The following is a 12180-nucleotide window of genomic DNA, read 5'->3' as shown; positions in this document are numbered from 1 at the left end:
TGGGTAAAGTTTTTATATTTCACTCATCTACTCATTCACCCATACTCCCATCTACTCATTCTCTCCTACCGTGGCATAACTTCCAAGCCATTTTATATCATAATCGCTTCTTAATACTCGTTGGACATTTTCATCATCAATATATCCTTCAAAATCAAGATAAAATACAGTCTCGAAACTACTGTTTTTAAGCGGTCTTGACTCGATTTTGGTAAGATTTATCTTTTCTTCTTCGAATTTCTGCAAAAACTTGACCAAACCTCCCGGTTTATCTTCAGTTTTAGCTAAAATTGAAGTTTTGTTTTTCTTGGCTCTATCGTTTTTAAAATCACTTAAGATCAAAAATCTGGTCTTATTGGCAAGATTGTCTTCAATCTTTTCAAAAAGTATCGGCAGTTGGTACATTTTAGCTGCTATCTTGGAACAAATTGCTGCTGAGGATGGATCTTTCAAAGCTTTTTGGGCAGCTTCGGCAGTTGATTTGGTAGGTATAAATTCCAAATCCAAAAGCATATGCTCTTCAAGAAAAATCCTGCACTGATTATACCCCTGAGGATGAGAGTATATCCTTTTTATACCCTCTAGCGAGTCATTTAAAGAAGCGAACGAATGATGTATATCCATGACAACTTCCGCTACGATTTTAGAATTATACTTCCCAAGGCAATCAAGTGTGACACCGACTATGCCATCGGTATTGTTCTCTATGGGTACAACTCCATACTTTGCCTCTTTGTTTTCAAGTATCTTAAATATAGACTCGATCCCACTTAGAGAGAGATAATCCGCATATGCCCCAAATCTGCTTTCAGCCACTTGGTGCGTAAAACTTCCTTTTGGTCCAAGATATGCCACTCTTTCAGGAAGTTCAAGATTTCTGCTTGCAGCAAATATCTCAAGGAATATCGCCTCTATGGCATCGTCACTTATAACACCCTTTTTTTGGCCTTTCAGTCTTGAAATGATCTCCTGTTCTCTTTCAGGCCTGTATATGGCTCCACCTACTTTGTGCTTGAATTCGCCGACACTTTTTACTATTTGCATCCTCTCTTCAAGAAGATTGAGTATCTTGTCATCTATAGTGTCGATTTGTTCTCTTAGTTTGTTTAAATCCATTACAGATACTCTTTTTCCAATCTTATCAAATCTTCAAAATTCTCCCGTCTTCTTATGAGTCTGTCCATGCCGTCTTCTATGGCGACCTCAGCCGCTCTTCCCCTGCTGTTATAATTGCTACTCATAGTAAACCCGTACGCTCCGGCACTTTTTATAACCAAGAGATCACCGTTTTTTAATTTTGGAAGCTCTATATCTTTTGCAAAAAAATCACCACTTTCACAAACCGGACCTACAACATCACACTTGCTAACTTCCCCTCTAACCCCTACAGCTTCGATGGAATGGTAAGCCTTGTAAAGTGATGGTCTAAGAAGATCGTTCATGCCACCGTCAACGATAACAAATCTCTTTGTAAAATTATCTTTTTCATACAACACCGTGGTCAAAAAATACCCGCTTTCACCCACGATATAACGTCCCGGCTCACAAACTACGGTCACATCCGTACCTTTCAATGTCGATAACACCGTCTGTACATAGTCATAAGGTTTTATCGTTTGCTCATTATCATAGCGTATACCAATGCCTCCGCCAATATCAAAAAATTTTATATCTATATCCAAAACTTTAAGCTGTTTCATCATGGAAGCTACGATTTTACTTGCATCTTCTATGGGTTTTAAGTCTGTTAATTGGCTTCCTATATGAAAATGGATACCGATAGGTTCTATATAGTTCGAATTTTTAGCTCTTACATAAAGTTTTTTTGCATTCTCTATATCTATGCCAAATTTGTTTTCATTAAGACCTGTGGATATGTAAGGATGGGTTTTTGCATCTATGTTTGGATTGACCCTTATACTGATTCTTGCTTTTTGTGAAAGTTTTGCCGCTATGAGTTCCACTCTGTCAAATTCAGCTTCACTTTCTATGTTTATCATCAAAATATCTCTTAGAATCGCCTCTTCGATCTCATCATCTTTTTTGCCCACTCCACTGAATATGATCTTATACTTTGGGATACCGGCATACAACGCTCTTTTTACTTCGCCCATCGAAACACAGTCTGCTCCTGCTTCAAGCTCGGCTAAAAGCTTTAAGACTGAAAGGTTTGAGTTTGCTTTTACAGCGTAACACACCAAAGACTTTCTGGCTTTAAAAGCATTTTTCAATTCCAAATAATTCTTTTTTATATTTTCAAAATCATACACATACAACGGGGTTTGGTACTTTTTGGATAATTCCTTGAAGTTTATCATTAAACAACCTTATATCTTAGTAGAATTATAGATTATATCAAAAAAAAGATAAATTATCTATTTTTTGTGTAAAGATATATGGCAAAAGAACTTAAGAAAAAAATTGGGAGTATTATGCCAAGTTCGGGATTTACCACACCGTTTACGGACATTTTTATAAGCATAAAAAGTATCGCCCATACTATCAGTGAAGCAAAAAGAAAAATCGAGCTGGCAAATGCAAGGTTGAAAAATCTGTTACTTACGGGTAGATAATAAAACATTATCATATTTAAAAGCGGAGCGAAAAAAGGAAAAACAAGCATAGCAAAAAGCGACGCTTTTATCTTTGATATATTGACGTTTTGGGACAAGAAAAGCTTGATAGCCTGGTAAGCATCTTTTATGGAGAAACTGTTTTTTCCTTCATATACATTTTCTATGATTTTAGGTTTAAACCCTTTTAGGGTTTTGTAATGATTGTAGGATATCTTTGTCAATTTTGCATTTTTCTCATCTATGGAAGGTTTGCGCGTGATTTGGATATCATTTAAAATCCAGTACTCTTTAACAAAATCTGCACTTTTTGCTTTTGTTATCAATCTCAAATCACCTTTTTCGACCTTAAATATTCTTATGCCGTATGCTTTCTTTTTAAAAGGGTCGAGTTTTTCTATATAGATATAATTGTTATTGTATTTCAAAAAGAGATCTTTTGATAAATTTGACAGACTGGAGTGGTTCAAGATATTGTATGCATATTCTCTTGAGTATGTAAAATTTGTAAAATTTAAAGCTATATACATAACCGTTACAAGAACCGAGGTAAAAAATATTGGCTTTATCAATGAATTTTTAGAGATTCCCGAAGCATACATAGCTATAAGTTCATTTGTTCTTATAAGATTGAATTTTGACATTATCATGGCAAATACCAAGGAGAGCGGGAGAGTGAAGTTTATCGCATTCAAAAAAGTATACCACGCATAAAGTATCTGCATATTTGCGGAATTTGGAAGATTTTTAAAGTGTTGCATCAAATCAATACCCAGATAAAAAAACTGTAGAGCGAAAAATATTACAAAAAAGTTTTTGATATAAATAAGCGATATATACTTTTGGTAAATCTTCAAACTTATCATTTAATTCTCACATAAACTTTTTTTGATATTGTACCTGCTTGCGGCTTCATATGCACTGTGGTCCAAAAGGTACTCCAATGCCTCTTTGGCATATGATATGACTACAGAAAGACACTCTTTTTCTTTTTTAGAAAAATCACTAAGCACGTAATGCACTATATCTTCTTTGTTTTTGGGTTTTGAAATCCCGATTCTAATTCTATCATAATCATTTGAAATATGTGCATCTATGGATTTTAGTCCGTTGTGCCCTCCATTGCCTCCACCATGTTTTATGCGCAGAGTCCCAAAAGGTATCTCGAGGTCATCATGTATAACAATTACTTTTTTTACATCGAAGTATTTCATTACGGTAACTACACTCAGTCCTGAATTGTTCATATAGGTAAGAGGTTTTAAAAAGAGGGTTTTTGAAGTTTTATATAGCTCGGCGCCAAAAGAGCTTTTGTTGATCTTGGTTGGATTTAGGTTAGAGATAAAACTATCTATAACCATAAATCCAATATTGTGTCTATTGTTTTTATAGGCAGGTTCGGGGTTTCCCAAACCGACGACTAAAGTCATTATTTAGCTTTTATAACTCCGACTACTGCGATTCTGTCAGCTTCCATCATTTCTACATTTTCAGGAATTTGCATATCTCTAACCAATATAGAATCCCCGACACCAAGATTTGTTACATCCAGTGTAAAACTATCTGGAATATTTTCAGGAGTACATTTTACTTTCAGCCTCTTTTTAGAAACCATCAATACGCCCCTATCCTTAATACCTTTTGCAAGGCCGGTAGTCTTTACCGGTATCATAAACTTAGATACGACTCCTGGAGTTGCAACTTTCAAATCAACATGTAAAAGGTCGTTTGTAACAGGGTCTTTTTGATACTCTTGTATTGCTACTTTTAACTCTTTATCTCCTACTTTTATATCAAGCAGCAGATGAGTTTTGTTTCTTACCGCTTTTATAAACTCATTCTTTTTAAAAGCAGCGTTTATATTTTCTATCCCTTTGCCATATATATTAGCAATTAGATAACCATCTCGTCTTAGGGCTTTTGTAGCCTTTTTACCGATACTATCTCTAATTATACCTTCTAACATCTCTTTCCTTTTTAAAATTTTAGGGTGTGATTTTATCTAAAATCACCTTACCTACTTCTTAATCCCTATCTTAAATCCATCTTCACCTAATTTTTCATCTTCAAACATATCCATTTGAAGCTTCAAGTCATTTCTGTTGGTTGCGTTCAAGAAAGCTTCTTTTTTAGTGATGATTCCAGCTTTGTATAGATCGAGTAAAGCTTGATCAAAAGTCTGGGTTTTATAAGTCCCTTTTCCATCTCTTATGGCATCAGGTATTTCATTTTCCCTGTCTTCAAGTATAAGTGACTCTATTCTGGCATTTTTCACCATGATTTCAACTGCCGCGACCCTTCCACCATCAACTCTTTTTATAAGTCGTTGAGAAAGTACTCCTTGCAAAACGGATGCTAAAGAGAGTTTCACTCTGTTTTGTTCATTTCCCGGGAACATATTGATAAGCCTTCCTATGGTCTCCTTTGCATCTATGGTATGAAGGGTGGAAAGAACAAGATGGCCGGTTTCAGCCGCATGAATGGCAGTCTCTATCGTTTCCATATCTCTAAGCTCTCCGACAAGTATGATATCTGGATCTTCCCTAAGTGCAGCTCTCAAGGCATCTGAAAAAGATAAAGCATCTTGACCTATGGCTCTTTGGTTGACTATACATTTATTATCTTTAAAAACAAACTCGATAGGATCCTCGATCGTAATGATGTGTTTATTTCTTTTTTGGTTTATCTCATTGATAATCGAAGCAAGTGTTGTCGTTTTACCACTTCCGGTAGGTCCTGTAACCAAAACCAGACCTCTGTTCAATGAACAAAAATCATACACGACCTTTGGAAGTCTTAGAGATTTTATAGTAGGTATCCTAGTAGGGATAGTCCTGAACACACAAGATATTCCATCCATTTGAAAAAATATATTTGCCCTGAAGTTATAGTACTCATTTAGCTTAAAGGTAAAGTCCACACTTTTTTTCTCAACTAGCTCTTTAAATCTGCTTCTAAGCAGTTCTTTGGCAAGCATAAGAGTGTCTTCTTTGAGCAATATATCAGGCGAAATCACTACTATATCTCCCATCACTCTTCCTCTTACCGGAGCATTTGATTTGATATGAAGGTCACTTCCTCTTTTTTCAACCAGTTTAGCCAGATAGACTTTGAGTCTTTTGGTCATTTCAAATGTCAAACTTTTTACATCTACCTCAACATTGCTGCTATTCATGCAAAATCCTTTATATCTTTTGTCTCTCTATACCCTCAAGTATTTCATTAAAAGCGATCTTGAACGCTTCAATCCCTTCACTCATCAACTCATCATAAACTTTTTCCATATCGATTCCCTGATTTTTAAGTACTTTGAAGTATTCGTCTATGAGGGCGTTTGACACTGTAGCTTTAGGTACAACTCCATCTGCATTCAAAAATGCTTCTATGGTTTTTAGAGGAGCTGTATTGATGGCATTTGGATAGAGTAACTCTTTGATGTAATAATCCGACTCCAACCCCTCGCCTTTTACCCCCGTACTTGCAAAAAGAGTCCTTGTGTTTATGATATTTTGGCTTTCGATCATATTGTATATCTTCGAAGCATTATAGATACCGGTTAGGGAAGTTTTTATATTTTTTCCCGACAATATGCCATCTAATTTTCTATCGAATCTGCTTACAAAAACACTTAAAACGATTTGCGGGAATTCAATACCCTTTTTAAGCCTTTGATGAGCTTTTCTAATGGCCTGCAGGGATGATTTTGTCTGATTGGGAGAAAATATAAGAGTGATGTTTACATTGATACCCTCAGCTATCAACTCTTCTACTATCTCATATCCGGCTTGAGTTGCAGGGACTTTGATCATGACATTTTTTTTGCCGATTTTTTTATAAAGACGCTTTCCCTCTTCTATACTTCCTTTGGCATCATCACAAAGTCTAGGATCGATCTCGATACTTATAAAACCGTCATCACCTTTTTGATACAGCGGATCAAGTATATCCGCAGCTTTTCTTATATCTTCACATGCAATCTCCTCATATATCTCTTTTGGAGATAATGATGAAAGTTTTCTAATCTCATCTTTATAAACTTTTGACTTTAAAATTGCCTGTTTAAATATGGCAGGATTACTGGTCGCACCGTTTACGACACCATTTTCAATGATTTTTTGAAAATCATTCTCTAAAAAACTTCTTTCTATAAAATCACACCATAAAGAAAATTTTATCTTTTCATTAAACATTATATTACTCCCAATATTTCTCTTAAATCTTTTTTTTCTATCAGACAATTCGCCTCTTTTTTAAGTATATCATTTGCACAAAAAGCTATCTTTGTTTTTGCATATTTGAACATAGACAGATCATTTGCGCCATCTCCGACTACCATGGTATCCTCTTTTTTTATCTGCATGATAAGCTGAAGTCTTTTTAACATATCACCTTTGCTAAAACCAAACATCATATCTCCCCCCACCTGACCACTTAAAACGCCGTCTTTACTGTGAAGTATGTTGGCAAAAGAAGTATCAAAACCCAAAATATCTTTGGCATAATCAGTCGCATTTCTAAATCCACCGCTAAATACCACGACTATATAACCTCTTTTTTTCAATTCTTGTATGATCTCTTTCGCTCCTTTCATAAAGGGAAGTGAGTGACATATCTCATCGACTTTCGATGCTTTAAGTCCTTTTAAGAGTCCTACTCTCTCAACAAGGCTTTCAAAAAAGTCAAGTTCACCGGCCATGGCTCTTGCGGTAATGGTGGAAACTTTCTCTTTAAGCCCCAATTCATCGGCTAAAAAATCGATAGTTTCTCCATCCATCAAAGTAGAATCAAAATCAAATACACACAGTTTCATTTTGTACCTTAAGAATATTATCGTTAAATCTACGATATAATACAAAAAAATATGTAAGAAATGGGTTAAATATGACAGAGAGTTTTATAAATAAACTACATAGCGGTAATTTTTTAAGTTTGGAAGTAACTCCTCCTCATGCTCCAAATCTTGACAGCATCATAAAAAACATAAAAAAATTTAATTTAGATAGCGTTGTGGATGGCTTTAGCACTACTGATAACCCTCTTGCAAGATTGAAGTATGACTCCATGTTCTCCGCACTCAAGATCCAACAGACTTTTAAAAAAACCTGCATTACCACTATGAGCATGAGAGACAGAAACAAGATAGCACTCCAGTCAGATCTTTTGGGGATGAACGACTTTGATCTTAGAGTTGTTTTAGCACTTACCGGTGATCCGGCCAGATCAAGTGACCAGCCAAATGCAAAGGCAGTAAACGAGGGAAGAAGTACGCTTCTTTTGGATATGATCAAGTGTTTCAATTCCGGTATTGATTACTCCGGAAAACCTTTCAAGATAGCTCCTAAAAAAATATTCCCTTTCTCGGTTACAAATGCATATGCAAAAAGCAATAAAACAATATATAAAAATTTAAGACTAAAGCTCTCTCACGGAGCAAGTGCCATCATAACTCAGCCTGTATATGACAAAGAAAATGCAAAAATGCTTTTGGATACTTTTAACGAAGCTAAAAAAGATACTGAATTTTTAGAAAACGATCCTGTTATGGTGCTAGGATTTTTCCCTATAACAAGACTAAGAACTGCCCAGTTTTTAAATTCGCATGTTCCTGGTATCTATGTCCCGCTTTCTTGGATGGAAAAACTTTTAATTGCAAAAGAAAAATCACCTGAAGAAGAGTTTAAAGTAGGACTTGAACTTAGCAAAAGAGCTTTTGAGGATATTTATAAAGCAGGAAAAAGGGTTCACCTGATGTCGGCGAACCACTTTGAATTGATTGCAAATATTTTAGAAGTCTCTCTTTAAAAGAGCATTGACATTTAAAATGGTAACTATACTATCCTCCATCTTTCCGATTCCAAAGATCATATTGTTGCTTCCTTCTTCTTTATGAAAAGTTTCAGGCGGAGTTTCTATATTTGACTGCTCTATTCTGATGGCTTTTGTCAATCTGTCTATGACAAAACCCGCTTCATTGTTCTCAGTTTTTATAACTATATATCTTGTGTCTTCATTTTGAGGGATGGGCGGAAGGCCAAATTTTCTTCTAAGATCAATTAGAGGCAAGATGCTGCCTCTTAGGTTAAATACCCCAAGAACATAATCAGGTACACTAGGTACTTTAGTGCACTCTATGGGTTTGATAATTTCCTGAATATTTAGTATCGGAACCGCCAACTCTTCATTTCCAACTATAAAACCCACTAGTTGAATGATATTTTCACTCTCTTTGTTTTCATCGCTATTTTGCTGTTCCTGCTGTTTTTGCAGTATAGATTTTAACTTTTCACTCATTTTTTACTCCATAGGAAGTTTTAAATTTTTCTTGACGACATTTGCCAAATACTCCAAAGAGTAAGGTTTGGTTATATACTCTGTCATGCCTACCTCTACGCCTCTCATCCTATCAGATTTTGAAGTTCTTGAAGTAACCGCTACCAAAGGAAGATACTTGTATCTTGAATACTTCCTTATCTCTCCTGCTAGTGTGTAACCATCCATTCTTGGCATCTCGATATCGATCAAAACTATATCAAAATTTTTCTCACCGGATTTCAAAAGCTGAAGTGCTTCTACACCGTTTGTCGCTTCAGTCGTACTCACTCCCAGAGGCTCCAATGCTTTTTGCATGATAGTTCTATCGGTTTTACTGTCATCGACTATAAGCACATTATAATCTCCCGGCTCTTTCTTGGCAGAACTTTCCTGAGCTTCACTTATCTTTTTTATACTGCTGCTAGTCTCTTTGGCAAGCTCCATCAAAGCTCCGACATCCACAATTAATGTAACTCTTCCATCTCCTCTTATAGTCGCACCCGCTATGCCTTTTATACCTTGTAGATAATCTCCAAGAGACTTGATAACTATCTCTTCTTGTCCAACAAGAGTATCAACTATAACGCCTAATTTTGACTCTGCCAAAGCTATGACCACTATGTAAAGATTTTCTCCACTGTCAAATACTTCTTCTATACCAAATACATCAGAGAGTCTGACAAGAGGAAGTATTTCTTCTCTTAGTCTTAGTACATCTTTACCTTCTATGGAGTATATCTCTTCTGCCGGTACTCTTACCGTTTCAAGAACGGAAGATAACGGTATGGCAAAATACTCTTCCTGTGCACCTACCAAAAGTGCCTGGATGATAGCCAATGTCAAAGGAATTTTCAGTTTTATGATAGTACCTTTGCCTTTTTCACTGTCTATATCGATGATACCGTTTAATTTTTCTATGTTAGTCTTTACAACATCCATCCCAACCCCTCGGCCGGATACGTTTGTGACTGATGCCGCAGTAGAAAATCCCGGTTTAAATATGAGGGCAAAAGCTTCTTTGTCAGTGAGATTGTCCGCTTCTCTTTCGGTTATGATACCTTTTTCCAAAGACTTTTGGATAAGCATGTCAGGATCTAGCCCTCTTCCGTCATCAACAACTTCTATAACTATGGAGTTTCCTTCATTGTAAGCTTTTAACTCTATGGTTCCGTGTTCAGGTTTGCCCATGGCCAGTCTAGTCTCAGCATCTTCTATACCATGATCACATGAATTTCTAATGATGTGAACTAAAGGATCTCCTATCTCTTCTATGATCGACTTGTCAAGTTCTGTCTCTTCGCCTGAAATCTTCAGTTCTATGTTTTTTCCAAGTTCACGGGACAAGTCTCTTACCATTCTTGGGAACTTGTTAAATACTTTAGCGATTGGCAACATTCTCGTCTTCATAACAGCTATCTGCAGATCAGTTGTAACGATAGAAACCGAAGAGACAACCTGGTTTAACTCTTCAAGAAACTTTTCTCCTTCATACCTCTCTTCGACATCATCATAGATTTTTAAAAGTCTGTTTTTTCCAAGAACAAGCTCGCCGATAAGATTCATAAGATGATCGAGTCTTTTTACTTCGACTCTTATGGTTTGCTCCAGTGTGCTTCCGCTGCTCTTTTTAACCGGTGCCGATGCGGCTTTTTTTGGTTTTTGAGGCTCTTTTTTAGGTGTTTCTTTTTTTGGAGATTCCTCTTTCTTCTCCTCTTTTGGCTCAGATTTTTTTTCTTTTTTCTTTTTCTTTTTTTCTTCTCTTTTTTCTTGCAAAAGCCTTTCTATCTCAGCTTCAACCTCTTCATCGCTCATATCGGAATAATCCGGCTCTTCCTCGCTCTCTTCCTCTTTTTGCTCTTCCCCAGTGGCTTGCTCTTCTTCGCTTTTATCTTCGCTCTCTTCTTGAACTTCTTCTATCTCTTGACCTTTTGATATAGCATCAAGCTTGGCACAAACCGGACCTATAACTATATCATCATTTTGATCACTTCCCGTATCTCTTACACTGTAAAGCAGTGCTTTCATCATATCGATGGATTCCAAAACTGTATCCATGACAACAGGCGTGATGCTAAGCTCACCTTTTCTAGCTTTGTTTAAAACATCCTCCATATGATGAGTCAGTTCGGTTAAAGTATCAAGATTGAGAAAAGAGCTCGATCCTTTAATAGTGTGTGCTACTCTAAAAATCGAGTTTAAAAGCTCCAAATCCTCCGGATTGTTTTCAAGTTCTACCAAGTCCTGGTCAAGCTGTTCTATAAGCTCGAATGCTTCTATTAAAAAATCTTCCAATATTTCTTGCATATCATCCATTACGCTTCCCTTTTACCATTGATATGAGATTTGACGACTCTTGAGATTTCACTGTAAAATTCAGGTGCGTCAAACTTCGTAAGATACGCCTCTCCACCGGCCTCTTTTCCTCTAATCTCGCTAAAGTGATCACTTATAGAGGAGTTGAATATAAGAGGTATATCTTTAAATCTATCATCATCTTTCAATTTTGCCGCAAAGTGGAAACCGTCCATCTGTGGCATTTCGACATCACTTATGATGATCTTCAACTCATTTGTTATACTATCTCCATATACATTGTACAACTCTTCAAGTTTTTCAAGAGCATTAACACCATCTTTGGCTTCGATGGGCTTCATACCCATTTTAATTAAAGCATCTTTCATAAGTTTTCTAGCGGTACTGCTATCATCGACTATCAGCGCCAAACCGCCCAACTGATCTATAAGACCGTCCTCTAGGTCGATATTGGGTTGGTAGATACCAAGTTCCTCCATTATCGTTTCAAGGTCGAGTATCAAAAGAACTTCATCATTTTCTATCCTGGTAACCCCTGTTATCTGAGCTTTGTCCAAAACTCCGTTACCCATTGAAAAACTGGCTGATTCTATATCCTCCCAGCTTATTCTTCTGATTCTTTTTGCTTCATGCACTATAAAGCCTATAAGCATCCCGTTGAATTCGGCTATCAAAACCCTTGGCTTTATATCCAAATCTTCCGGTACTTCTATGCCCATCCATTTTGCCAGATTTATAACCGGTATCACAACACCCCTAAGATCAAAAATTCCCTCGACAAATTCAGGGACATTGGGAATTTCAGTAATATTTGGTATTTTTATGATTTCTCGGACCTTAACGACATTTACTCCGTATATACCTTCATATACTTTATCACCGTCTTTTTTAAATATACGAAAGTCAACAAGTTCCATCTCATTGGAACCTACCTGCAATACATCTTGTTTTTTCACTTAATATCTCCTTTTTAAGGACAAAT

At 36.3% G+C, this 12180-nt stretch carries 11 protein-coding genes and 2 pseudogenes; 1 reads left to right on the top strand and 12 read right to left on the bottom strand.

The window, feature by feature from the left end:
• Positions 1 to 51: 51 nt before the first annotated feature.
• The 8 genes from pheA to serB are packed head-to-tail and all read right to left on the bottom strand — an operon-like array spanning position 52 to position 7383.
• Positions 52 to 1116, bottom strand: coding sequence for a prephenate dehydratase (gene pheA, locus ACZ47B_RS10295; RefSeq protein WP_464894441.1), 1065 nt, complete (start codon positions 1114 to 1116; stop codon positions 52 to 54).
• On the bottom strand, positions 1116 to 2318 hold the full coding sequence (gene lysA, locus ACZ47B_RS10290) for a diaminopimelate decarboxylase (protein ID WP_464894440.1): 1203 nt from the start codon (positions 2316 to 2318) through the stop codon (positions 1116 to 1118). The genes pheA and lysA overlap by 1 nt, the downstream gene beginning before the upstream one ends.
• A gap of 53 nt (positions 2319 to 2371) precedes the next feature.
• Positions 2372 to 3439 (bottom strand): LptF/LptG family permease, encoded by a 1068-nt coding sequence (locus ACZ47B_RS10285; RefSeq protein WP_464894439.1) that lies wholly within the window; start codon positions 3437 to 3439, stop codon positions 2372 to 2374.
• Positions 3440 to 4003, bottom strand: coding sequence for an aminoacyl-tRNA hydrolase (pth, locus tag ACZ47B_RS10280; protein ID WP_464894438.1), 564 nt, complete (start codon positions 4001 to 4003; stop codon positions 3440 to 3442).
• The gene (locus ACZ47B_RS10275) at positions 4003 to 4539 is read right to left on the bottom strand and encodes a 50S ribosomal protein L25/general stress protein Ctc (protein WP_464894437.1); all 537 of its coding nucleotides are present in this window, start codon (positions 4537 to 4539) and stop codon (positions 4003 to 4005) included. The genes pth and ACZ47B_RS10275 overlap by 1 nt, the downstream gene beginning before the upstream one ends.
• 51 nt (positions 4540 to 4590) lie before the next feature.
• Positions 4591 to 5748: a type IV pilus twitching motility protein PilT gene (locus tag ACZ47B_RS10270; protein WP_464894436.1), complete on the bottom strand. Its 1158-nt coding sequence runs from the start codon at positions 5746 to 5748 to the stop codon at positions 4591 to 4593.
• A gap of 10 nt (positions 5749 to 5758) precedes the next feature.
• Positions 5759 to 6763, bottom strand: a complete 1005-nt coding sequence (locus ACZ47B_RS10265; RefSeq protein WP_464894435.1) for a transaldolase — start codon at positions 6761 to 6763, stop codon at positions 5759 to 5761.
• A complete protein-coding gene (gene serB / locus ACZ47B_RS10260) occupies positions 6763 to 7383 on the bottom strand; it encodes a phosphoserine phosphatase SerB (protein ID WP_464894434.1) in 621 nt (206 codons plus the stop codon). Before serB ends, ACZ47B_RS10265 begins: the two co-directional genes overlap by 1 nt.
• A gap of 71 nt (positions 7384 to 7454) precedes the next feature.
• Between serB and ACZ47B_RS10255 the strand changes: the two genes are divergently transcribed.
• Entirely contained in the window at positions 7455 to 8375 is a 921-nt protein-coding gene (locus ACZ47B_RS10255; protein ID WP_464894433.1) for a methylenetetrahydrofolate reductase, read from the top strand.
• Here the strand turns inward: ACZ47B_RS10255 and ACZ47B_RS10250 are convergent.
• From ACZ47B_RS10250 to ACZ47B_RS10235, 4 genes and pseudogenes are all read right to left on the bottom strand, one after another.
• Positions 8358 to 8864: a chemotaxis protein CheW gene (locus ACZ47B_RS10250; RefSeq protein ID WP_464894432.1), complete on the bottom strand. Its 507-nt coding sequence runs from the start codon at positions 8862 to 8864 to the stop codon at positions 8358 to 8360. The two genes, ACZ47B_RS10255 and ACZ47B_RS10250, sit on opposite strands and share 18 nt — an antisense overlap.
• Before the next feature lie 3 nt (positions 8865 to 8867).
• Positions 8868 to 10493, bottom strand: a pseudogene (locus ACZ47B_RS10245) (hybrid sensor histidine kinase/response regulator); the annotation flags it as partial.
• Positions 10494 to 10807: 314 nt separating this feature from the next.
• Positions 10808 to 11198: pseudogene (locus tag ACZ47B_RS10240) on the bottom strand (Hpt domain-containing protein); the annotation flags it as partial.
• Positions 11198 to 12115 carry a chemotaxis protein CheW gene (locus ACZ47B_RS10235; RefSeq protein WP_464895730.1) on the bottom strand — a complete coding sequence of 306 codons (918 nt, stop codon included), beginning with the start codon at positions 12113 to 12115 and terminating at the stop codon, positions 11198 to 11200. The gene ACZ47B_RS10235 and the pseudogene ACZ47B_RS10240, both read right to left, overlap by 1 nt.
• Positions 12116 to 12180 lie beyond the last annotated feature (65 nt).

The sequence above is a fragment of the Thiofractor thiocamini genome (assembly GCF_055384375.1).
Note: the sequence above shows the minus strand (reverse complement) of the source record. Positions and strands in the feature narration are given on the sequence as shown.

Excerpts from the sequence above, each read along its gene's own strand:
- pth (WP_464894438.1), bottom strand. The coding sequence starts at position 4,003 with ATGACTTTAGTCGTCGGTTTGGGAAACCCCGAACCTGCCTATAAAAAC.
- ACZ47B_RS10255 (WP_464894433.1), top strand. The coding sequence starts at position 7,455 with ATGACAGAGAGTTTTATAAATAAACTACATAGCGGTAATTTTTTAAGT.
- lysA (WP_464894440.1), bottom strand. The coding sequence starts at position 2,318 with ATGATAAACTTCAAGGAATTATCCAAAAAGTACCAAACCCCGTTGTAT.
- serB (WP_464894434.1), bottom strand. The coding sequence starts at position 7,383 with ATGAAACTGTGTGTATTTGATTTTGATTCTACTTTGATGGATGGAGAA.
- ACZ47B_RS10265 (WP_464894435.1), bottom strand. The coding sequence starts at position 6,763 with ATGTTTAATGAAAAGATAAAATTTTCTTTATGGTGTGATTTTATAGAA.
- ACZ47B_RS10235 (WP_464895730.1), bottom strand. The coding sequence starts at position 12,115 with ATGGAACTTGTTGACTTTCGTATATTTAAAAAAGACGGTGATAAAGTA.
- ACZ47B_RS10270 (WP_464894436.1), bottom strand. The coding sequence starts at position 5,748 with ATGAATAGCAGCAATGTTGAGGTAGATGTAAAAAGTTTGACATTTGAA.
- ACZ47B_RS10250 (WP_464894432.1), bottom strand. The coding sequence starts at position 8,864 with ATGAGTGAAAAGTTAAAATCTATACTGCAAAAACAGCAGGAACAGCAA.
- pheA (WP_464894441.1), bottom strand. The coding sequence starts at position 1,116 with ATGGATTTAAACAAACTAAGAGAACAAATCGACACTATAGATGACAAG.
- ACZ47B_RS10275 (WP_464894437.1), bottom strand. The coding sequence starts at position 4,539 with ATGTTAGAAGGTATAATTAGAGATAGTATCGGTAAAAAGGCTACAAAA.
- ACZ47B_RS10285 (WP_464894439.1), bottom strand. The coding sequence starts at position 3,439 with ATGATAAGTTTGAAGATTTACCAAAAGTATATATCGCTTATTTATATC.